Raw genomic sequence first — 20,812 nt, 5'->3', positions numbered from 1 at the left:
CGGAATTTAAGTATTCGTTTTGTCTATACTTAAACCTATCTCTTTCCGTGAATCGTTAATTCAGGAGAAAGTATTATGTCTTTAACCAGCAAAAAATTAGCCGCTACTGTTCTGGCCGTCACTTTGGCAATGTCTTTGAGTGCATGTTCTCACTGGTCTAAGCGTGACCGTAACACCGCAATAGGTGCAGGTGCTGGTGCTCTCGGTGGCGCAGTGTTAACGGATGGCAGTACGCTCGGTACATTAGGTGGTGCTGCCGTTGGTGGTATTATTGGTCACCAGGTAGGTAAATAATAAGTATCACGGCCTCCGCCGATATAACGATAATGATGAGTATATTCCAGGTCTGACTTACGCGCCAAAGAAAAGAGCCACGGCATTCACCGTGGCTCATTTATTTTATCCACCGGCCAGTTTGACTTTCATTCCTTTGGCTTCAAGTAACGATTTAATTACGTCGCGTTTATCGCCCTGAATTTCGATAATGCCATCTTTCACTGCGCCTCCGCAGCCGCATTTCTTTTTCAGCTCAGCCGCGAGTTTTGACAATTCGGCATCATCCAGATCAAGACCCGTCACGAGGCAAACGCCTTTACCCTTTCGACCGCTGGTCTGACGCTGAATGCGAACTATGCCATCGCCTTTTGGACGTTCAGCCGCCGCTTTAGGCTCATCTATGCGTCCGAGGTCAGTGGAGTAGACCAGGCGACTAGTAGAGTCACTCATTACGCCCCCTTTTTCAGTGATGCGTTAATGGCTTTAAGGGTCTGGGTTGGGTTCGCAGATTGTGTAACCGGACGCCCGATGACCATGTAGTCAACACCAGCAATCATCGCCTGCTCCGGCGTCATGATACGTCGCTGGTCGCCAACGTCACTTCCCGCCGGGCGAATACCCGGCGTAACAAGCTTGAACGTCTGCCCCAGACTGGTTTTGAAGCGTACCGCCTCCTGAGCAGAACAGACGACCCCGTCGAGACCACAATTTTGAGTGAGACGAGCAAGACGCTCCGCATGGTCTGCCGGTGATGATGTCACACCAAGATCGCGCAGATCGCTCTCATCCATACTGGTTAATACGGTCACCGCAATGAGTAAAGGCGCATCTTTGCCAAATGGTACAAGCGCTTCGCGCGCCGCAGTCATCATGCGCGCCCCGCCAGAGGCATGAACATTCACCATCCACACCCCTAACTCAGCCGCAGCCGCAACTGCATGGGCAGTGGTATTCGGGATATCGTGGAATTTCAGATCGAGAAAAATCTCAAAACCGCGCTGTTGCAGGTCACGCACTATTTGAGGTCCAAACAGCGTGAACATCTCTTTGCCGACTTTAAGGCGGCAGTCTTGCGGATCGATACCATCGACAAAGGCAAGTGCGTTGTCGCGGTTATTATAATCGAGTGCGACAACAACCGGTGAATCGGTAACTACGCGGGAAGTGGAGGAAGCAACAAACGTCATGACCAGCCCTTTTCGTCTATGGGCGCTCAGCGGCGCGGAACAGATAAACGGCGAGCATTCTACCTGCCAGCGTTCAAAATTGACAGAATCGATTTCCTTTCCTGCGAGGCTGCTTGCCGCACAGTGCTGACTGAATTCATGATCTTTATTAGTATGTTGTAACTAAAATACTGTGTTTTAAAAAATCACTGGCCATCAAGGCCGCGAATCGGCTTGATTGTGGACCATGCACGGCACGAAGGACAGTGCCAGTACAGCGTATAGGCGGTAAAACCACATTTCTGGCAGCGGTAGCGCGGTTTACTGCGTACCTGTTCACCTACCATGTCGCGCAGCACCATCAGGCTCTCTTTGGCGCGCCCTTCTTCTGCATCGTTCAGATGGTAGTCCATCAACTTGTGGAACACTCGCATCGTCGGATGACGCTGTAGCTGCCGCGTAATATAGACCTGCGCGGTATCACTCCCCTCATGCTGTTCAACAATGTCAGACAGCATGAGCTCGGCGGTTGCTCCGGTATTTTCCTCTACACAACGGCGCAAGAAGGCGACCCATTCATCCTGTTTATCAAGCTGCTGATAACAGGTTTGCAGCATTTCAAGCGTTTCGCTGACGAGTTCTTTATCCTGATCGATAACCCGCAGCAGGCTCTCTACCGCTTTGGAAAACTCGCCTTTTGCCATAAACACTCGCCCCATCATAATGGAGACGCGAGCGCTATTACGGTCTGCAGCAGCACCTTTTTTCAGCAATGTCATGGCCTTGTCCATATCATCGCTGCCCATTTGTTGCAGAGCCAGCTCACAATAGAAATGCGCAATCTCGACGCGTTGCTTGTCTTTCCCGAGCTTCACCAGACGTTCTGCTGTATCAATAGCTTTCTGCCAGTCACTGGTTGCCTGATAGATCTGCAGCAATTGTTGCAGAGCACTGATACGAAAATCCGTTTCATCAACCAGTTGCGCAAACATGTCTTCGGCACGGTCGTACAACCCTGCCGCCATGTAGTCTCGCCCAAGTTGCTGAACGGCCAGCAAACGTTGATCGTACGTCAACGACGCGCTTTCCATGAGGGTCTGGTGGATGCGGATGGCACGGTCAACCTCACCGCGCGAGCGGAACAGGTTTCCCAGGGTGAGATGCGCTTCAACGGTTCCGGTGTCCTCTTTAAGCATGTCGAGGAACAGGTCTACCGCTTTGTCCTGTTGGTTGCTCAGGAGGAAGTTAACCCCCGCAACGTAGTCACGGGAAAGTCGGTTGGCTTCATCCTGTTTTGTTTGTTGCGCACTTCTGCGGCCCATATACCAGCCATAGGCTGCGGCTACAGGCAAAAGCAGAAACAACAACTCCAGCATATTCGATTATTCCTTGACTACCGGCACACCAGAACTCTCCGGGATGTCAGTCGCGGGCGCAATTTGATGTTCAAGTCGTTTAATTTTACGATCGGCACGCGCAAGCGAAACACGAACTTTAAGCCAGAATAACCCACAAACCAGCCAGCCGATGACAAAACCCGCCGCGAACAAGACCGCAAGCAGGCTTGAAACCCGATACTCGCCTTGTGCCAGCAAATAATTAAACGTCACCTGCTGATCGTTTTGCGCACCCAATGTGACAGAAATGACAAAAATCGCCAACACCAGTAAGAAAATGAGTAAATATTTCACATTACTTCCCGTTATGTGGATTAAGCGAATAAAGTCTGTTCAACTCACCGCAATCAGCCTTATAAACTACCATTTTAGCGACGGACGCGAAACGGAAAAAGTAGCACGCCAGCTATGGATTTATGGGCGAAACATCGAAATTCAACCGTCACACACCGTGTTGTTCTCTTTCCGCGATTTCTTTCTGCTCTTCTGATGGCGGCGTGAGTGGCCCGCAGATCCTTTGTGCAATCCAGGTGGCAACTGTTACCAGCACCCAGGAGATCAACGTAGCCACGACTAAATCACGTGGCCAGTGCATGCCCAACAACATACGGCTTCCCATCACACCGGTTGCCCAGACTAGCAGTACTGTAATCGTTACGGCGCGACGACGCGGCCAAAGCAACCCTACCCCCAGTAACGCCCAGCTTGCCGCAAACATGGTGTGACCTGACGGAAACGCGAATCCGGTCTCTTTTTGCCAGTGTTTACGTAGAAATTTTGGAATATCGTGTTGTTCCGCAAGTTGCTCTTTCACCAGAGCGCCACGGTCTTTACGCTTTAAATTGTAGAACTCATCTACTGAAATATGATGCGTTTTTTCCAGCCATACGACGAATGGTCGGGGTTCTTGTACATGATCTTTCACCCAGGATTTAATCCCCTGGCCGACCAGGATAGCACCGCCGAGGATCGCAAAAAGCATTAATGCGGGACGTAAACGAAAACGCAAGCACCATAAGAACCAGGCGCACAAAAGAACATGCGTAATAATCCCCCAGGGTTGAGTGACCGTTTCTGTAATCCAGTACAGCATTTTCAGCCATGTGGCATTCTGCCCTGGTTGCCAAAGCCAGCCAGAGAGCCACGCGACCAAAGGCATAATGAGCAACAAAGCAGCGCCTGCTGCCGTACGAAGGGCAATTGAAAGCATGTTTTTTCCTTGTTTGCTAAGCATCGCAATCATAACTGATTTTCCCTGACGCAGGAAAATGTCGGATTGTGCGTTTAACGTTCATATAGCATGGCGGTGATTAGGCGAACGTGCTGAGCTTGTGGCAAAATGAACAAATACAGAAAGCCAAACAGGCGAAAGACACGGAACGTGTCAGCATAATCTGGAGAATCACATGCAGCTTAAACGTGTGGCAGAAGCCAAACTGCCAACCCCATGGGGCGATTTCCTGATGGTGGGATTTGAAGAACTGGCAACCGGGCAGGATCATGTCGCCTTAGTGTTTGGCGATATCACCGGGCAAACATCCGTACTGTCTCGCGTCCATTCTGAGTGCCTGACCGGAGACGCCCTGTTCAGCCTCCGTTGTGATTGCGGTTTTCAGTTGGAAGCGGCGCTTTCCCATATTGCGGAAGAAGGCCGTGGTGTACTGCTCTATCACCGACAGGAAGGCCGTAACATTGGCCTGCTGAATAAAATTCGCGCTTATGCACTCCAGGACCAGGGCTACGATACGGTCGAAGCGAACCATCAACTCGGTTTTGCTGCGGATGAACGTGACTTCACTCTGTGCGCGGACATGTTCAAGCTGCTGGGTGTCGATGAAGTACGTCTGCTGACGAACAACCCGCGTAAAGTGGAGATCCTGACGGAAGCCGGGATCAATATCGTCGAACGCGTCCCCCTGATTGTGGGGCGTAACCCTAAAAATGCGCACTACCTCGACACGAAAGCCGCGAAAATGGGCCATCTGCTCAACGAGTAATGGTATGTTATGCCCGGCAACGCCATTGCGCGCCGGGCACATCTCATCAATCCAGCATCTTGCGAATCATGTAATGCAAAATGCCGTCGTTCTGGTAGTACGTCAGTTCCGTTGATGTATCAATGCGACAGCGACATTCCAGTATTTCCGTTTTCCCGTCAGCACGCGTTAATTTCACCGGCACAGTTTTGCCTGGTTGCAACGTTTGCAGACCACTGATATCTATCAGCTCCTCCCCGTTCAGCCCCAGTGTTTTACGCGTGACGCCTTGCGGAAACTCCAGCGGCAAAATCCCCATGCCAATCAAGTTCGAACGGTGAATACGTTCAAACGATTCAGCAATCACCACGCGCACGCCAAGAAGCCGTGGCCCTTTGGCTGCCCAGTCGCGACTGGAACCCGATCCGTACTCTTTCCCGGCAATTACCGCCAGGGGTGTACCTTCCTGTTGATAGCTTACGGCCGCGTCATAGATAGACACCACATCCTTGCCTGGCAGAAAACGGGTCATGCCGCCTTCTATTCCTGGAACCATTTCATTACGGATACGGATATTGGCAAAAGTACCACGCATCATCACTTCATGGTTCCCACGGCGTGAACCGTAGGAGTTAAAATCACGTCTCTCCACACCGCGCCCCTGCAGATAACGTCCCGCCGGGCTGTCGGCCTTAATACTCCCAGCGGGAGAAATATGGTCTGTGGTCACCGAATCCCCCAGCATGGCCAGAATCCTCGCACTGCGGATATCTTCCAGCGGTTTTGGCTGCGCCTGCATGTCGTCAAAGAACGGTGAAAGCCGAATATAGGTTGAATCATCCTGCCAGCCATAGGTGTCGGACCCCACAACATCGATCGCTTTCCATTCTGGAGTCCCTTCAAACACTTCGGCATACTCTTTGTGGAACATCTCGGTAGATACCTTCTCAACAGCGCGTGCAATTTCATACGATGAGGGCCAGATATCTTTGAGATATACAGGATCGTTATTTCGGTCATACCCAATGGGGTCTGAAACCAGGTTGATGTTCATGTTCCCGGCCAGCGCGTAAGCCACCACCAGTGGCGGCGAGGCCAGCCAGTTAGTTTTCACCAGCGGGTGAATACGCCCTTCAAAATTTCGGTTACCTGACAAAACAGCGCCAACCGTCAGATCGCCCTGTTTAATGGCCAGCTCGATAGGCTCCGGTAACGGCCCTGAATTGCCAATGCAGGTTGTGCAGCCATAACCCACCAGGTTAAACCCCAGCGCATCCAGAAACGGCGTAAGTTTCGCCCGAGCAAGGTAATCGGAAACGACTTTCGACCCTGGCGCAAGCGATGCTTTTACCCACGGTTGGGGCTTAAGCCCTTTTTCCACCGCCTTTTTCGCCAGCAATCCTGCCGCCATTAGCACACCAGGATTCGAGGTGTTGGTGCATGAGGTGATCGCCGCAATAACAACCGCGCCATCAGGCAACTGATACTGATGCCCGTTCATAACATAATCGACAGGGCGATGATCTTTTTTCGAAGCATTAAGCTCCAGTTCATTACTGGCCGCAAATGCCTTAGGTACATTGTTCAGCGCAACGCGATCCTGCGGACGTTTTGGTCCCGCAAGGCTTGGCTCTACGCTTCCCATATCCAGCTCCAGCGTACTGGTAAAGACAGGTTCGTCGCCCGGATTACGCCACATGCCCTGCGCTTTGGTGTAGGTTTCAACCAACGCTACCTGCTCCTCACTACGCCCACTAAGACGCAAATACTCAAGCGTTGCATTATCTACCGGGAAAAAGCCGCAGGTCGCACCATATTCTGGCGACATATTGGCGATCGTCGCGCGATCAGCTAATGGCAGCGAATCAAGACCGTCCCCATAAAATTCGACAAACTTGCCCACCACACCATGCTTACGCAGCATCTGGGTTACCGTCAGTACCAGATCAGTAGCCGTAATACCTTCCGGCAGTTTTCCTTTGAGTTTGAAACCGACGACGTCCGGAATGAGCATCGACACCGGTTGGCCAAGCATGGCGGCTTCAGCCTCAATGCCGCCTACTCCCCACCCCAATACGCCCAGACCATTGATCATCGTGGTGTGTGAATCGGTCCCCACAAGCGTATCCGGATATGCCACCCACGCGTCATCCTGCAATTCGCCCCAGACAGTTTTCCCCAGATACTCAAGGTTGACCTGATGGCAGATCCCCGTTCCTGGGGGAACAACGCTGAAGCGGCTAAATGCTTGTTGTCCCCATTTCAGGAACACATATCGTTCATGGTTTCTCTCCATTTCGAGGCGAACATTCTCGTTAAACGCCTCTTCATCACCGAAATGGTCAACGGTAACAGAGTGGTCAATGACAAGATCGACTGGCGAAAGCGGGTTTACTTTCGCGGTATCGCCCCCCAGGCGTTTAACGGCTTCACGCATTGCAGCGAGGTCAACAACGGCGGGAACGCCAGTAAAGTCCTGCATTAATACGCGAGCAGGCCGATAGGCAATCTCTCTGTCGGCATGGGCATGTTCCAGCCACCCCGCCAGAGCCCGAATATCATCGGCAGTAACCGATTCCTCATCCTGCCAACGCAAGAGATTTTCAAGCAGTACTTTCAGAGACTTGGGTAATCGGGAAATGTCCCCAAGTTGATCGGCGGCCAGCGGTAAGCTGAAGAAATGCCAGGTCTTATTCTTTGCCTGCAGCGTATCCTTACTGGCTTCGCGTAGGGTTAACGACATAAGCGCCTCCATAATCACAGAGATACCCTGATAATTATCAGGGCCGTAATTAAAGATAACACAAAGACGTCGTAACGTTTTGATAACAACCCAAATTGATAAATTCCTCTGGGTATTTAACTGCGAGAGAAATGTAAAAAACCCCGCCGTAGCGAGGTTTTATGATTCAGTTGAGGGTCAGCCAGAAAAGCTGACACCAGAACAAGAACGAGAGTGCAAAAGCACCGATCCAGGACCAGTATTTGAGAGCTGACACGTTATTCTTCAATGTAACACCAGACATGTATTTATTTAGCTTGTTGAGGGATGCACATTTCTATATTGATAATGTGTATTTATTAAAGAGTACAAAAGCGCAGGAACGTTCTTACAGCTATTACAGGAAAAGCCAAATTCACGACGTTATTGTTTTTTAGGTTCATCATCTGCGAAGACATCAATAAATGCCTGCTGTTGTGGTGTCAGTTTCCATGAGGCCGGTACACTTGCAACAGACTTTTCACGAACGTCATGGTTATGCTCGTTGTGCTGAGACACTTGCTTTACTGTTTCTGAACGTACCTGAACAGCCATACTTATCCCCAATATTTCCAGACCAGTAGTGCCACTATCACCCAAAACAGGGCAGAGACAAGAAACACCGCAAGCCAGGCTTTACGTTTAATCGCAGGATCCCGTTGCGGGTCTTCACTTCCTGACGGCATTGCTAACCTCATACAATCGACATCACTTATCATTTCGATACCAGACAGTGGCACAAGTAATTATGGACTGAGATAAATCCTAAAGAAACTTTAGCCGAAAAGCTAGCTAATTTACGCCTTCCCTCGAATGAAATATTCAATCTTTTGACCAGAAATAAATAATTGAAACGAATTATTTGCGGAGTCTGAATTTACTTTCTACTTTTGTCGCAAATTTGCGACAGTATAGCCTTATAGAGTAAAAGGGCTATGACATTATATGGCAGTCATGTGCAGATGATGATAATTCTAATTTAGGTTTAAGAGGATATTTCGGTATCTTTCCGTAAGGGAAAGATACCGGGAGTGATTATTTGGCTGGCAGTTTAATGTCTTTAAACATCTCTTCAATGTCTTCATTAGAACGCAATGCAACGGCAGTATCGACCACATCACGAGTTAAATGCGGAGCAAAGCGTTGAATAAAATCATACATATAACTGCGCAAGAAGGTGCTACGGCGGAAACCAATTTTGGTTGTGCTATGGCTGAAAACATCATGCGCATCCAGCCTGACTAAATCCGGGTCGGAAACAGGGTCAACCGCCATACTGGCGATAACCCCAACCCCAAGCCCAAGACGCACGTATGTTTTAATGACATCAGCATCGGTGGCGGTAAAGACAATTCGCGGGGTTAATCCTGCGCGGTTAAAGGCCGTATCCAGTTCCGAACGCCCGGTAAACCCGAAGGTGTAAGTTACCAGCGGATACTGCGCCAGTTCCTCAATCGTGACCGATCCCTTCCCTGCCAGAGGGTGTTCTGGTGTCACGACGATAGAGCGATTCCAGTGGTAACACGGTAGCATCACCAGATCGTCATAAAGATGAAGCGCCTCTGTCGCAATGGCAAAATCGGCATTACCTTTCGAAACCGCCTCAGCGATTTGCGTCGGAGAGCCTTGATGCATATGCAGAGAAACGCGCGGATAGCGCTCAATGAAGCCTTTGATCACGCCAGGCAAGGCGTAACGCGCCTGCGTGTGGGTGGTGGCGATATACAATGAGCCTTTATCCGGCCAGGTGTGTTCGCCCGCTACGGATTTGATCGCATCAACTTTTGAGAGCACTTCTCGCGCGATACGAATAATTTCCTGTCCGGCAGGGGTAACTTGCGTAAGGTGCTTACCACTACGGGCAAAGATCTGAATGCCTAATTCATCCTCCAGCATGCGAACCTGCTTACTGATGCCGGGTTGCGAGGTGTATAGACCTTCAGCGGTAGAAGAGACGTTAAGGTTGTGGTTTACCACCTCAACGATATAGCGAAGCTGCTGTAGTTTCATGCCAGACCATCCGATTTAGCGCACGCGGTCAATCGCTTAAGACGATTTGATAATAAGAAAAGGGTTAACTATAACCACTATATCATTTATAGCCTGACTGTATAGTACGGAACAAAAAATAATAACGTAGTAATAAAAAAGGGCCGAAAATTCGGCCCTTTCAGAGGTAAGTTACGGTAAGTGTAGATTATTTCTTGCCTTCAACCCATTTACCGTCGACGAAGAATGCTGACCAGCCTGTTGCTTTGCCCTCTTTCTCCGCTGCAACATATTGCTGCTTTGTTTTACGGCTAAAGCGTACGACAGTCTTGTTGCCTTCGGGGTCTTGCTGAGGTGCATCAGCCAGATAACGCAGTTTCTCTGGCATACGATCGCGGAACCGATACAGCTCTTCAACCAAAGGTGCACGCGTTTCGCGCGATTTCGGGAAGGTGTTCGCTGCCAGGAAAACGCCGGCTGCACCATCACGCAGGACAAAATACGCATCTGATTTTTCACACGGCAACTCAGGCAGCGGAACCGGATCTTCCTTCGGCGGCGCAACTTCACCGTTACGCAGGATTTTACGCGTATTCTTACACTCGTCGTTGGTGCATGCCATGTACTTTCCGAAACGCCCCATTCTCAGGTGCATTTCAGAGCCACACTTTTCGCACTCAACAATCGGGCCATCATAGCCTTTAATGCGGAACTCACCTTCTTCAATCTCATAACCATCACAGGTCGGGTTATTACCACAGACGTGCAATTTACGTTTTGGATCGATCAGGTAACTGTCCATCGCCGTACCACATTTCTGGCAACGACGCTTAGCGCGCAGGGCGTTGGTTTCAGCGTCATCACCTTCCAGGATATTGAGAACTTCGTTCTCAGGCACAAGGTTGATGGTGGTTTTGCAACGCTCTTTAGGCGAGAGCGCATAGCCAGAACACCCCAGGAAAACACCTGTAGTTGCAGTACGGATCCCCATCTTGCGGCCACAGGTCGGGCAATCAATGCTGGTCAACACCATCTGGTTTGGCAGCATACCGCCCTCTTCAGGATCTTTCTCAGCTTTATCCAGTTGGCTGGTAAAGTCGCTAAAGAAACTGTCGAGTACCTTTTTCCATTCCGCCTGGTGGCTGGCAACCTGGTCCAGGCTGTCTTCCATTTGCGCGGTGAAATCGTAGTTCATCAACTCGCGGAAGTTTGCTTCCAGACGGTCGGTAACAATCTCACCCATTTTCTCAGCATAGAAACGACGGCTTTCGACACGGACGTATCCACGATCCTGAATAGTTGAGATGATGGATGCATAGGTTGACGGACGACCAATCCCACGCTTTTCCAGTTCTTTGACCAACGACGCTTCACTAAAACGTGCAGGCGGTTTGGTGAAATGCTGCGCTGGAAGCAGTTCAACCAGCGACAGCTGATCGCCTTTATTTACCGCTGGTAAAGTTCGGTCTTCATCGCCTTTACGCAGTGCAGGCATAACTTTCGTCCAGCCATCAAAGCGCAGAATACGACCACGCGCTTTCAGACGGAAATCACCTGCCCCAACGGTCAGCGTGGTGGAATCATATTTCGCCGGTGTCATCTGACACGCCACAAACTGACGCCAAATCAACTGATACAGCTTCTGTGCATCGGCTTCCATGTCTTTGAGCGATTCAGCTAACACCGCAACATCAGAAGGACGAATCGCTTCATGCGCTTCCTGAGAGTTCTCTTTGCTGGCGTACTGGTTGGCGTTTTCAGGCAAGTACTTTTTACCAAAATTGTCGCCAATGTAATCGCGTACCATGTTGACAGCGTCCTGACTCAGGTTTGTTGAGTCGGTACGCATGTAAGTGATGTAACCCGCTTCATATAAGCGCTGTGCCATCATCATGGTTTTCTTCACGCCATAGCCCAGACGCGTACTCGCCGCCTGCTGCAATGTTGACGTGATAAACGGTGCACCCGGTTTGCTGCTGGTCGGCTTATCTTCACGATCCAGTACCTGATAACGTGCTTTTTCCAGCAGCGCCACAGCGGCCATTGTCTGGTCGCGATTTTCAGGTCGGAATGGTTTATCGTTCTGATGACTGACCTGTAACGGCAGAGCATCACCACCAGGCGTGGTGACATTGGCATCAATTTCCCAAAACTCTTCCGGCACAAACGCTTTGATCTCGCGTTCGCGTTCAACAACAAGACGCACCGCGACGGACTGGACACGTCCCGCAGAGAGACCACGTGCAATTTTTTTCCACAGGAGCGGAGAGACCATATAGCCAACGACACGGTCCATAAAGCGGCGTGCCTGCTGTGCATTTACACGGTCGATATTCAGTTCGCCAGGCTTTTCAAACGCCTGGCGAATGGCATTCTTGGTAATTTCGTTGAAGACAACACGGCTGTAGCGTTTCTCATCGCCGCCGATCACTTCCCGCAGGTGCCATGCAATGGCCTCCCCTTCGCGGTCAAGGTCGGTTGCGAGATAGATGTGGTCTGCTTTCTCAGCAAGCTGCTTCAGCTCGTTAACGACTTTCTCTTTGCCGGGCAGCACTTCGTACTGTGCGTCCCAGTTGTGCCATGGGTTAACACCCATGCGGTTGACAAGCGCGCTACGTTCATCCTTTTTAGGCTTTTTAGCCCCTTTGGTGGAGGTAGAGTCTGCGCTCTTTTTGCTGGCTGAGCCACTGGTCGGCAAATCGCGGATATGACCAACACTGGATTTAACCACGTAGTCACTACCCAGATACTTATTGATCGTTTTGGCTTTTGCCGGGGACTCAACGATGACGAGAGCTTTACCCATATTCACCTTTACCTAATTTAATTCTTCCAGGAATACGCCGCACGTTGATTTCCCTTCCGCTGACGACGAGCCATTGATATAGCGACTGCGCCAGGGGATATCAACCCCTTGAACTTACCGGACGTCAAAAAGACTCCATCCAGGTAATTGAGTTATCGGGCTTTTTTTCACATCAAAGTGACTGCGTGACGACTCTCAGGTCGAATGTCAAGCAATTCTATTGCCAGAATGACGAAAGCGCACACTGTACCTGATAAAATTCGTTACGCAACTTTATTAGCATGCAAAAGCAAATCACGCCAGCCTCACCCTCAGCACTTACCCCTTTGCATAACAGGGAATATTTGCCCATAAAGCGCCCCCGGCGTAGACTATTGTCACTGTTTAAGGAGTGGATTATGCAGAAAACAACCCAACCTATTGACCGAGCTTCTCTGCTCATTGAAGCGAACAAGTTGATTCGCAGCCATGAAGATACCCTGGCGGGAATCGAAGCGACTGGCGTTGAGCAACGCAACGGTGTGCTGATTTTCAGCGGCGAATACTATCTTGACGAACAAGGATTACCCACCCCGAAAAGCACCGCGGTGTTTAACATGTTTAAATACCTGGCGCATACGCTTTCAGAGAAGTATCACCTGGTCGATTAATGCAAAACGCGAGGCTCAAGCCTCGCGTTTTTGTTTACAACAGTGGTTTCTGACCGCGCTGTAACCAGCGCAGCAACAGTTTATCGGCACTCTCTGCCGCGCTGTTAGTAAAGCGGTCGAGCATTCTCTTACGTTGCGTAAATCGCACACCGACCAGTTCACGGCCTTCCATCAGGTTCAGCAGCAGATCGTCACTCGTTCCGACATCATCCACCAGCCCTTTCTCCTGCGCCTGCACCCCGTACCAGTGTTCACCGGTCGCCACGCTCTCAATATCAAGAGCAGGTCGCATGCGCTGAACAAAATCTTTAAAGAGGTGGTGCGTTTCGTTAAGGTCTTCGCGGAATTTTTGACGACCTTCATCGGTATTCTCACCCAGCAGCGTCAACGTGCGTTTGTACTGCCCTGCAGTATGCAATTCAATATCGATCTCTTTGTTTTTCAGGAATCGATTGAAGTTAGGGATCTGCGCGACCACGCCGATGGAACCAATAATAGAAAACGGTGCAGCCACAATTTTGTCGGCGACACAGGCCATCATATAACCACCACTCGCCGCCACTTTATCTACGGCAACCGTCAGTGGGACCTGTTTCTCCCGCAAACGCTGTAATTGCGATGCTGCCAGTCCGTAGCCATGCACAACACCACCAGGGCTTTCGAGACGCAAGACAACCTGATCCTCGGGTTTCACAACAGCCAGCACGGCAGTCACTTCCTCGCGCAAAGAGGTCACTTCATGCGCATCCATACTGCCTTTAAAATCCAGAACATAGACACGTGGTTTAACATCATCCTGCGTAGTGTGTAATTTTGCTTTTGCCTTAGCCGCCTTAGCGTCCTGCTTGAGCTTTTTCTTTTGTGCTTTCAGCCATATTTTCTGTTGATGGCTATCGAGCAACGCCAGGGACATCTCTTCCTGCATCTCCTTATATTGCTCACTTAGGCGGGTAATACGTAACTCACCACGCTGACGCTTACGTTGCGTCAGATTGGCAACCAGAACAGCGATCACCGCGATAGCAATGACTATCGTCGCGATTTTGGCCAAAAATAACCCATATTCAGAAAGTAATTCCATGCGTTCCACCTTGATTTAACCACGATTCTTTCACGCCAGTGTACAACAGCGATAGCCAGGCGTCTCATTCGTGACAATACCTGTGCGCACCGCCTTCCGGAATCCCTGATTGTGGTTGAAATATTTGCAAATTGTTAATTTTGCAGCGAAGCCTCCTGTAGACTGATTGAATTCTCGCGCTATTTCGGGCATAAAGCCGAAAAGTGATAAAAAGCAGGCGCAATTTATGCGCAGTGTTCCAGAGGAGTCACCGTGCACTATCAACCGCAAAAAAATCTACTGCAAAACCGGATCATTCTTGTGACAGGGGCCAGCGATGGCATCGGTCGTGAGGCCGCCCTCACATACACACGCTACGGGGCCAGCGTTATCCTGCTTGGTCGTAATGAGCAAAAACTGCGGGATGTGGTGCAAGAAGTCGAAAATGCAGGCGGCGCGCCCGCATCGTGGTATACGCTCGATTTGTTAACCTGCACGCCGGAATCATGTCAGGAGCTTGCACAGCGTATCGCCGCGCATTACCCCCGCCTTGATGGCGTTCTGCATAATGCCGGGCTTCTTGGCGAGGTTCGGCCGATGGATGAACAAGATCCCATAATCTGGCAGCACGTTATGCAGGTCAACATTAACGGAACATTCTTCCTGACACAGGCATTGCTTCCTTTATTACTTAACTCAGATTCTGGTTCCCTGGTCTTTACCTCATCCAGCGTTGGCCGCGAAGGGCGCGCGAACTGGGGAGCCTACGCGGTATCCAAATTCGCCACAGAAGGCATGATGCAAGTCCTGGCAGAGGAGTATCAAAGTCGCCATCTTCGGGTAAATTGCATTAATCCCGGCGGAACACGCACTAAAATGCGTGCCAGTGCATTCCCTGAGGAAGACCCGCAAAAACTCAAAACTCCGGCAGAGATTATGCCGCTCTATCTTTGGCTAATGGGCGACGACAGCCGCCGTAAAACGGGCATGACATTTGATGCCCAACCAGGTCGTAAACCGGGGATTTCACAATGAGTGAAGAACGTCATCAGCAACGCCAGCAACGTCTGAAGGAACAGGTCGACGCCCGCGTCGCTGCAGCCACGGATGAGCGTGGGATCATCATTGTTTTTACCGGCAATGGTAAAGGGAAAACAACAGCGGCATTTGGTACAGCCACGCGAGCCGTGGGTCACAGTCAGAAAGTGGGTGTCATCCAGTTCATCAAAGGTGAATGGCCAAACGGTGAGCGAAACCTGCTGGAACCGCACGGCGTGGAATTTCAGGTGATGGCGACAGGCTTCACCTGGGACACGCAAAACCGTGAAACCGACACCGCGGCCTGTCTTGCGGTCTGGGAACATGCGAAACGAATGCTGGCTGATCCGGCCTTAAACATGGTCCTGCTGGATGAGATTACCTATATGGTGGCCTATGACTACCTGCCGCTAAATGACGTACTGGAGGCATTGCAGCGTCGTCCGGTTCATCAGACGGTAATTGTGACAGGACGGGGCTGCCATCGGGACATTCTGGAGATTGCGGATACCGTAAGCGAATTGCGTCCGGTTAAGCACGCGTTTGATGCAGGTATCAAAGCGCAAATTGGTATTGATTACTAAAAAACCCGGTCGAAATAACCGGGTTTTTCATTTTAACCGTTGTTATTACGGCTGCCCGAGCGACGATTAGTGCTCACCTGGCTATGGCGTTTCACTGCGCGGCGGATTTGATTCGCCTTCATGCGACGGCGGTCTTTCTCAACCGCCACTTTAGAGGCGGTTTCCGGCGTCAGTTCAACCAGTTCACGCAGGTAGTTGGTCTGCTCTAAATCCAGCTCGGTATAACCGCCTCGCGGCAAACCTTTCGGTAAGAGGATATCGCCATAACGAACGCGGATCAGTCGGCTCACCTGCACGCCCACGGCTTCCCACAAACGACGTACTTCGCGGTTGCGTCCTTCGGTCAGCGTGACGTTGTACCACTGGTTAATGCCTTCACCGCCGGTAAATTTGATCGTTTTAAACGCTGCAGGACCATCTTCAAGCTGGACACCACGTGACAGGTCACGCAGTTTGTTTTCATCGACCTGGCCGAAGACACGCACAGCATATTCACGTTCAACTTCACGGCTTGGGTGCATCAAACGGTTTGCCAGTTCGCCATCGGTGGTAAACAGCAGCAGCCCACAAGTATTTACATCCAGACGGCCCACGGCAATCCAGCGAGCACCACGTAGTTTCGGCAAACGGTCAAACACTGTCGGGCGACCTTCGGGATCATTACGGGTACAGAGTTCACCTTCAGGCTTGTAATACGCCAATACGCGGCAGATCTGCTCAGCGGATTCTTTAACCGAGATGAGATGTCCATCAATACGGATTTTCAGTCCAGGCAAGATTTCAACGCGATCGCCCAGCGTGGCGATTTTACCGTCCACACTCACGCGACCGGCTTCAATAATTGCTTCAATTTCACGGCGTGAACCGTGGCCGGCGCGCGCCAGCACTTTCTGTAATTTCTCGCTCATTGAGCTTCCTCAGATGTCGCCTTCACAGGCGTCTTATATACTTTCAAAAACAATGAGTTGGAAAAATATTAACGTAACTCACTGCTATATAACTCTTGCATGTTACATACGTGCGGCAAACCATACGCCACACGTTATGAATCGTGGGCGCACATACTACATGAATTTTAGCCTAAATGATTCAACAAGTTTCGCCCGCTCAGTTATTCACGCGCGCGCCCTGTGCTGAAGACATCTAATCTCTACTGATTATTTTGAAATCAGTCGGTTGCCAGCATCGTCAACGACCTTTTCACCGTCTTCTTTTTCAAACGCCCCCCGTTGATGATCAGGCAAAATATCGAGGACGACTTCGGAGGGTCTGCATAACATTGTCCCTAATGGTGTCACCACTATAGGACGGTTAATCAGAATCGGATGGCTCAACATCGCTTCAATAAGTTCTTCATCACTAAACCGCTCCTCGGCTAAACCAAGCTCGACGTAGGGTTCCACGTTCTGGCGCAACAGCGCGCGTGGGCTGATCCCCATGGCGCTGATCAATTTCCTGAGCGTATCCCGATCCGGTGGCGTTTCCAGATAAAGGATCACCGTAGGTTCAACACCGCTATTGCGAATCAACGCCAACGTATTACGGGAGGTTCCGCAGGCTGGATTGTGGTAAATGGTGATATCAGTCATAACGTTTCTCGTATCAGAGGGAAATCGACAGGCGGAGAACCAGCGCGCAGAGGGTAACAAACAACACAGGTATCGTCATAACAACGCCAACCCGGAAATAATAACCCCAACTTATTTTGACGTTTTTCTGAGCAAGAACATGCAACCAAAGTAATGTGGCAAGGCTACCTATTGGCGTGATTTTGGGGCCCAGATCGCAGCCAATCACATTGGCAAAGATCATGGCTTCCTTAATTATGCCGGAAGCGGTACTGCCCTCAATTGAGAGCGCACCAATCAGTACGGTAGGCATGTTGTTCATGACAGATGACAGGAATGCTGTCAGAAAGCCGGTTCCCAGTGCCGCAGTCCAAATCCCTTTACTCGCAAGCTGATTCAGCATGCCAGAAAGGGAGTCGGTCAGTCCTGCATTGCGCAGACCATAAACCACCAGGTACATCCCTAACGAGAAAATGACAATCTGCCAGGGCGCGCCACGGAGTACTTTACCTGTGTTAATTGCATGACCGCGTTTCGCCACCAGAAAGAGAATGAAAGCCCCTGCTGCAGCAATAGCGCTCACCGGGATCCCCATCGGCTCCAGAACAAAAAAGCCCGTCAGCAACAGAAGGAGTACTATCCACCCGGTCCTGAACGTTGCGCTATCTTTTATGGCGTCTGCCGGTATTTTCAGCCGCGAGCGCTCGTAGACGGCTGGAATGTCACGGCGAAAGAAGAGATGCAGAACCGCGAGTGTTGTCGCAATAGCAGCAAGATTGACCGGAACCATCACCGAAGCGTAATCGCTAAACCCCAGTTTGAAAAAGTCAGCAGAAACAATGTTCACAAGGTTCGAGACGATAAGCGGCAAACTGGCCGTATCAGCAATAAATCCTGCCGCCATGACAAACGCCAGGGTCGTTGCCTGGCTAAAGCCCAACGCCAACAGCATGGCTATCACAATCGGTGTCAGGATCAGTGCAGCGCCGTCATTGGCGAAAAGCGCGGAAACGGCAGCGCCCAGCAAGATAATGTATGAAAATAAGCGCCTCCCGCTCCCCCTTCCCCACCGGGCCACATGCAATGCACACCACTCAAAAAAACCTGATTCATCCAACAACAGGCTGATAATGATGACGGCGATAAAAGCCGCAGTCGCATTCCAGACAATGTGCCAGACAACGGGAATATCGTTGATCTGAATAACCCCTGAGACCAGAGCCAGAACAGCACCCAATGAGGCCGACCAGCCAATGCTAAGGCCTCGAGGTTGCCAGATGACAAACACGATGGTGAATACAAAAATAGCGCCTGCCAATAACATCCCGGTCTCCTGCCTTACTATTTACATTTGATTTAGCGTATATGTTTTGTCATTCAGCAGCAGGTTTCGGCACTGACGTTCTTTAACGATGCGCGTACTTCATTCCGATGACTGCTCCATGCACTGTCGATGACAGATGCTGCCCACGCGGGCATATGCGGAGAAAGCCGGTAATAGATCCATTTTCCTTCGCGACGGTCCAGAACCAGCCCAGCGTCACGCAGTAAAGCAATGTGCCGGGAGATTTTCGGCTGAGATTGACCGGTAATCGCACAGAGTTCGCACACGCAGAGCTCGCCAGCTTCCCGTAAAAGCAGAATAATTGTCGTGCGCGTTTCATCCGCAAGGAGTTTAAAAAGTTGAACAGGCTGCATATAAAACAGTTCCAGTGAAAATCTTACACATATGTTAATTCATATATGTAAAAAATAAAAGCAGTAATACCATACCGCCTGTTGCTGGCCATGACACGTATTGTGATTGCGATGACGAAAGGGAAAGCGTCTTACAGACGCAGAGGAAAAGAGGCAAGTGATAACACGTTGCTTTGCGTTTAGAAATATTGCAAACGCAAAGCAACGCAGTCGGTTAAATCGAGTTTATCTTCCCCGGCAGGTGTTACAGGAAGGGTTTAACATCGCCCACGCCCTCACGAATGACTTCAGGCGCATCTTCTGTCAGATCGACCACGGTTGTTGGTTGCTGACCGAGATACCCCCCGTGAATAATCAAATCCACCAGCTTCTCCAGACGATCTTTAATTTCCTCAGGATCGGACTCAGTAAACTCACTGCCCGGCAGCATCAGCGAGGTCGAGAGCATCGGTTCGCCAAGTGTTTCGAGCAGTGCCTGGGCAATCGGGTTTGATGGCACACGCATACCAATCGTTTTGCGCTTTTCCTGTAACAGACGGCGCGGCACTTCTTTCGTCCCTTTCAGGATGAAAGTGTAATTGCCAGGCGTGTTGTTTTTGATCAAGCGAAACGCCACGTTATCAACATAGGCATATGTGGAGAGCTCCGAAAGATCGCGACACATCAGCGTAAAGTTATGCCCATCCGGCAGTTGTCGAATGCGGCAGATACGCTCCATTGCGCCTTTATCTTCGATTTTGCAGCCCAGCGCATAACCAGAATCGGTCGGGTAGACGATAACGCCACCTTTACGGACAATCTCAACGGCCTGATTAATCAAACGCGGTTGCGGGTTATCCGGATGAATATAGAAAAACTGACTCATACTTCCCTCTCTTCAAGTTGCTGTGGCTGTTCCCAGAGCTGCCAGACAGGCTCAACACCTGCAGGAAGCCAGAGCTTGCGCCCCAGTTCTATCCACGCACAAGGTTGATGAAAATCCGACCCTTGTGAAGCAAGAAGACCAAACTGACGGGCGTATGCCGCAAGCTGTGCTCGCTCATTGGGGGCTTGCTGGCATTGGGCAACTTCCATTGCCTCACCACCGCATTCGGCAAAGTGCGCCAGCAGCCTTTTCAGCCATTTAGCAGAAAGATTATACCGTCCCGGATGGGCCAGCACCGCTTTACCACCAGAATGATGAATCACATCAATAGCTTGTTCTATTGTACACCACTGTGGAGGAACGTATCCGGTTTTCCCCCGCGCCAGATACTTTTTAAAGACGTCCGCCATATTATTCGCTTTACCCGCAGCCACCAGAAAACGGGCGAAGTGTCCACGCGTTACGGCCCCACCATTGGCCAATTGCAGCGCCCCTTCCCATGCACCAGGAATATGGGCTTTTTCCAGCCGCTCCCCAATCAGTTCAGCTCGTAAATTACGACGTTCTTTTTGCTGTTGTAAAAAAGCGCGCATTGCCGGGTGTTCTGTATCAATGTTCAGACCGACAATATGAATTTCATGGTTCTCCCAGACGGTGGAGATTTCTACGCCAGACACCAGATTTAACGGCAATCCACTGCGGGCAATCTCAGCCCGAGCCGCCGGAATAGCATCCGTTGTATCATGATCGGTGATGGCAAGCGTGCCGACACGCATCTCAACGGCTCGATGAACCAGTGCTTCAGGCGTTAACAGGCCATCTGAGGCCTGTGTATGGCTGTGTAAATCATAAATCACGGCGTAAGTTGTTTCGCTCAAAGCGGTTCCCATCACAGGTTAGAGACATCCTAAAACCCTATGATAACGACTTGCTGCGAAATTCTGAAATCAAGGGTTGACAACAGACCGCTGAACTAGT

At 50.5% G+C, this 20,812-nt stretch carries 23 protein-coding genes; 5 read left to right on the top strand and 18 right to left on the bottom strand.

Going from position 1 to position 20,812, the window contains the following annotated elements; translation table 11 throughout:
- The first annotated feature begins 75 nt into the window (after positions 1 to 75).
- Positions 76 to 294 carry an osmotically-inducible lipoprotein OsmB gene (gene osmB, locus GF617_RS12090; RefSeq protein WP_181619635.1) on the top strand — a complete coding sequence of 73 codons (219 nt, stop codon included), beginning with the start codon at positions 76 to 78 and terminating at the stop codon, positions 292 to 294.
- Positions 295 to 399: 105 nt separating this feature from the next.
- Here osmB and yciH read toward each other — a convergent pair whose 3' ends face one another.
- The 5 genes from yciH to pgpB all read right to left on the bottom strand — a co-directional run bounded on the left by yciH (position 400) and on the right by pgpB (position 4,049).
- Positions 400 to 726: a stress response translation initiation inhibitor YciH gene (gene yciH, locus GF617_RS12085; RefSeq protein ID WP_181619636.1), complete on the bottom strand. Its 327-nt coding sequence runs from the start codon at positions 724 to 726 to the stop codon at positions 400 to 402.
- Positions 726 to 1,463, bottom strand: a complete 738-nt coding sequence (gene pyrF / locus GF617_RS12080) for an orotidine-5'-phosphate decarboxylase (protein ID WP_203451740.1) — start codon at positions 1,461 to 1,463, stop codon at positions 726 to 728. The genes yciH and pyrF overlap by 1 nt, the downstream gene beginning before the upstream one ends.
- 185 nt (positions 1,464 to 1,648) lie before the next feature.
- Complete coding sequence (gene lapB / locus GF617_RS12075) at positions 1,649 to 2,818, bottom strand: lipopolysaccharide assembly protein LapB (protein WP_181619638.1); 1,170 nt, start codon at positions 2,816 to 2,818, stop codon at positions 1,649 to 1,651.
- A 6-nt stretch (positions 2,819 to 2,824) separates the two neighbouring features.
- Positions 2,825 to 3,133, bottom strand: coding sequence for a LapA family protein (locus tag GF617_RS12070; protein ID WP_181619639.1), 309 nt, complete (start codon positions 3,131 to 3,133; stop codon positions 2,825 to 2,827).
- A gap of 148 nt (positions 3,134 to 3,281) precedes the next feature.
- Positions 3,282 to 4,049: a phosphatidylglycerophosphatase B gene (pgpB, locus tag GF617_RS12065; protein WP_203451739.1), complete on the bottom strand. Its 768-nt coding sequence runs from the start codon at positions 4,047 to 4,049 to the stop codon at positions 3,282 to 3,284.
- 196 nt (positions 4,050 to 4,245) lie between these two features.
- Here pgpB and ribA point away from each other — a divergent pair, with 196 nt between their 5' ends.
- Complete coding sequence (ribA, locus tag GF617_RS12060; RefSeq protein ID WP_181619641.1) at positions 4,246 to 4,836, top strand: GTP cyclohydrolase II; 591 nt, start codon at positions 4,246 to 4,248, stop codon at positions 4,834 to 4,836.
- Between the two features lie 46 nt (positions 4,837 to 4,882).
- On the opposite strand, the gene acnA is transcribed toward ribA, so the two are convergent.
- The 6 genes from acnA to topA all read right to left on the bottom strand — a co-directional run bounded on the left by acnA (position 4,883) and on the right by topA (position 12,371).
- Complete coding sequence (gene acnA / locus GF617_RS12055) at positions 4,883 to 7,558, bottom strand: aconitate hydratase AcnA (protein ID WP_203451738.1); 2,676 nt, start codon at positions 7,556 to 7,558, stop codon at positions 4,883 to 4,885.
- A gap of 166 nt (positions 7,559 to 7,724) precedes the next feature.
- Complete coding sequence (gene ymiC, locus GF617_RS27115) at positions 7,725 to 7,841, bottom strand: small membrane protein YmiC (protein ID WP_239006444.1); 117 nt, start codon at positions 7,839 to 7,841, stop codon at positions 7,725 to 7,727.
- 119 nt (positions 7,842 to 7,960) lie between these two features.
- The gene (locus GF617_RS12050) at positions 7,961 to 8,131 is read right to left on the bottom strand and encodes a hypothetical protein (protein WP_181619643.1); all 171 of its coding nucleotides are present in this window, start codon (positions 8,129 to 8,131) and stop codon (positions 7,961 to 7,963) included.
- A gap of 2 nt (positions 8,132 to 8,133) precedes the next feature.
- Positions 8,134 to 8,274 carry a YmiA family putative membrane protein gene (locus tag GF617_RS12045; RefSeq protein WP_220131474.1) on the bottom strand — a complete coding sequence of 47 codons (141 nt, stop codon included), beginning with the start codon at positions 8,272 to 8,274 and terminating at the stop codon, positions 8,134 to 8,136.
- Between the two features lie 337 nt (positions 8,275 to 8,611).
- On the bottom strand, positions 8,612 to 9,586 hold the full coding sequence (cysB, locus tag GF617_RS12040) for an HTH-type transcriptional regulator CysB (RefSeq protein ID WP_181619645.1): 975 nt from the start codon (positions 9,584 to 9,586) through the stop codon (positions 8,612 to 8,614).
- Positions 9,587 to 9,773: 187 nt separating this feature from the next.
- Complete coding sequence (gene topA, locus GF617_RS12035) at positions 9,774 to 12,371, bottom strand: type I DNA topoisomerase (protein WP_181619646.1); 2,598 nt, start codon at positions 12,369 to 12,371, stop codon at positions 9,774 to 9,776.
- A 398-nt stretch (positions 12,372 to 12,769) separates the two neighbouring features.
- Here topA and GF617_RS12030 point away from each other — a divergent pair, with 398 nt between their 5' ends.
- Positions 12,770 to 13,021, top strand: a complete 252-nt coding sequence (locus GF617_RS12030) for a YciN family protein (RefSeq protein WP_181619647.1) — start codon at positions 12,770 to 12,772, stop codon at positions 13,019 to 13,021.
- Positions 13,022 to 13,055: 34 nt separating this feature from the next.
- Here the strand turns inward: GF617_RS12030 and sohB are convergent, their stop codons facing one another.
- Complete coding sequence (gene sohB / locus GF617_RS12025; protein ID WP_181619648.1) at positions 13,056 to 14,102, bottom strand: protease SohB; 1,047 nt, start codon at positions 14,100 to 14,102, stop codon at positions 13,056 to 13,058.
- Between the two features lie 252 nt (positions 14,103 to 14,354).
- Here sohB and GF617_RS12020 point away from each other — a divergent pair, with 252 nt between their 5' ends.
- Together GF617_RS12020 and cobO are read left to right on the top strand one after the other, a co-directional pair.
- The gene (locus GF617_RS12020) at positions 14,355 to 15,116 is read left to right on the top strand and encodes a YciK family oxidoreductase (protein ID WP_203451737.1); all 762 of its coding nucleotides are present in this window, start codon (positions 14,355 to 14,357) and stop codon (positions 15,114 to 15,116) included.
- Positions 15,113 to 15,703, top strand: a complete 591-nt coding sequence (gene cobO, locus GF617_RS12015; RefSeq protein WP_203451736.1) for a cob(I)yrinic acid a,c-diamide adenosyltransferase — start codon at positions 15,113 to 15,115, stop codon at positions 15,701 to 15,703. The genes GF617_RS12020 and cobO overlap by 4 nt, the downstream gene beginning before the upstream one ends.
- 32 nt (positions 15,704 to 15,735) lie before the next feature.
- Here cobO and rluB read toward each other — a convergent pair whose 3' ends face one another.
- The 6 genes from rluB to rnm form a co-directional block, all read right to left on the bottom strand.
- Entirely contained in the window at positions 15,736 to 16,611 is an 876-nt protein-coding gene (gene rluB, locus GF617_RS12010) for a 23S rRNA pseudouridine(2605) synthase RluB (protein ID WP_181619651.1), read from the bottom strand.
- Positions 16,612 to 16,860: 249 nt separating this feature from the next.
- Positions 16,861 to 17,292 carry a glutaredoxin-dependent arsenate reductase gene (arsC, locus tag GF617_RS12005; RefSeq protein ID WP_181619652.1) on the bottom strand — a complete coding sequence of 144 codons (432 nt, stop codon included), beginning with the start codon at positions 17,290 to 17,292 and terminating at the stop codon, positions 16,861 to 16,863.
- Between the two features lie 13 nt (positions 17,293 to 17,305).
- The gene (locus GF617_RS12000) at positions 17,306 to 18,595 is read right to left on the bottom strand and encodes an arsenic transporter (RefSeq protein ID WP_181619653.1); all 1,290 of its coding nucleotides are present in this window, start codon (positions 18,593 to 18,595) and stop codon (positions 17,306 to 17,308) included.
- Positions 18,596 to 18,648: 53 nt separating this feature from the next.
- Complete coding sequence (locus tag GF617_RS11995) at positions 18,649 to 18,969, bottom strand: metalloregulator ArsR/SmtB family transcription factor (protein ID WP_203451735.1); 321 nt, start codon at positions 18,967 to 18,969, stop codon at positions 18,649 to 18,651.
- Positions 18,970 to 19,213: 244 nt separating this feature from the next.
- On the bottom strand, positions 19,214 to 19,834 hold the full coding sequence (locus GF617_RS11990) for an L-threonylcarbamoyladenylate synthase (RefSeq protein ID WP_181619655.1): 621 nt from the start codon (positions 19,832 to 19,834) through the stop codon (positions 19,214 to 19,216).
- On the bottom strand, positions 19,831 to 20,724 hold the full coding sequence (gene rnm, locus GF617_RS11985; protein WP_203451760.1) for an RNase AM: 894 nt from the start codon (positions 20,722 to 20,724) through the stop codon (positions 19,831 to 19,833). The genes GF617_RS11990 and rnm overlap by 4 nt, the downstream gene beginning before the upstream one ends.
- Positions 20,725 to 20,812: the final 88 nt, after the last annotated feature.

Source organism: Lelliottia sp. RWM.1, assembly GCF_016859735.1.
In the GTDB taxonomy this organism is placed as follows: domain Bacteria; phylum Pseudomonadota; class Gammaproteobacteria; order Enterobacterales; family Enterobacteriaceae; genus Enterobacter.
The sequence above is the reverse complement of the archived record's forward strand: the minus strand, read 5'-3'. Positions and strand labels throughout refer to the sequence as shown.

Coding starts and splice junctions, on each gene's coding strand:
- osmB (WP_181619635.1), top strand. CDS start 76: ATGTCTTTAACCAGCAAAAAATTAGCCGCTACTGTTCTGGCCGTCACT.
- GF617_RS12030 (WP_181619647.1), top strand. CDS start 12,770: ATGCAGAAAACAACCCAACCTATTGACCGAGCTTCTCTGCTCATTGAA.
- ribA (WP_181619641.1), top strand. CDS start 4,246: ATGCAGCTTAAACGTGTGGCAGAAGCCAAACTGCCAACCCCATGGGGC.
- topA (WP_181619646.1), bottom strand. CDS start 12,371: ATGGGTAAAGCTCTCGTCATCGTTGAGTCCCCGGCAAAAGCCAAAACG.
- arsC (WP_181619652.1), bottom strand. CDS start 17,292: ATGACTGATATCACCATTTACCACAATCCAGCCTGCGGAACCTCCCGT.
- GF617_RS11995 (WP_203451735.1), bottom strand. CDS start 18,969: ATGCAGCCTGTTCAACTTTTTAAACTCCTTGCGGATGAAACGCGCACG.
- cobO (WP_203451736.1), top strand. CDS start 15,113: ATGAGTGAAGAACGTCATCAGCAACGCCAGCAACGTCTGAAGGAACAG.
- GF617_RS12000 (WP_181619653.1), bottom strand. CDS start 18,595: ATGTTATTGGCAGGCGCTATTTTTGTATTCACCATCGTGTTTGTCATC.
- yciH (WP_181619636.1), bottom strand. CDS start 726: ATGAGTGACTCTACTAGTCGCCTGGTCTACTCCACTGACCTCGGACGC.
- GF617_RS12050 (WP_181619643.1), bottom strand. CDS start 8,131: ATGGCTGTTCAGGTACGTTCAGAAACAGTAAAGCAAGTGTCTCAGCAC.
- GF617_RS11990 (WP_181619655.1), bottom strand. CDS start 19,834: ATGAGTCAGTTTTTCTATATTCATCCGGATAACCCGCAACCGCGTTTG.
- cysB (WP_181619645.1), bottom strand. CDS start 9,586: ATGAAACTACAGCAGCTTCGCTATATCGTTGAGGTGGTAAACCACAAC.
- pgpB (WP_203451739.1), bottom strand. CDS start 4,049: ATGCTTTCAATTGCCCTTCGTACGGCAGCAGGCGCTGCTTTGTTGCTC.
- sohB (WP_181619648.1), bottom strand. CDS start 14,102: ATGGAATTACTTTCTGAATATGGGTTATTTTTGGCCAAAATCGCGACG.
- acnA (WP_203451738.1), bottom strand. CDS start 7,558: ATGTCGTTAACCCTACGCGAAGCCAGTAAGGATACGCTGCAGGCAAAG.
- ymiC (WP_239006444.1), bottom strand. CDS start 7,841: ATGTCTGGTGTTACATTGAAGAATAACGTGTCAGCTCTCAAATACTGG.
- rnm (WP_203451760.1), bottom strand. CDS start 20,724: ATGGGAACCGCTTTGAGCGAAACAACTTACGCCGTGATTTATGATTTA.
- rluB (WP_181619651.1), bottom strand. CDS start 16,611: ATGAGCGAGAAATTACAGAAAGTGCTGGCGCGCGCCGGCCACGGTTCA.
- GF617_RS12045 (WP_220131474.1), bottom strand. CDS start 8,274: ATGAGGTTAGCAATGCCGTCAGGAAGTGAAGACCCGCAACGGGATCCT.
- lapB (WP_181619638.1), bottom strand. CDS start 2,818: ATGCTGGAGTTGTTGTTTCTGCTTTTGCCTGTAGCCGCAGCCTATGGC.
- pyrF (WP_203451740.1), bottom strand. CDS start 1,463: ATGACGTTTGTTGCTTCCTCCACTTCCCGCGTAGTTACCGATTCACCG.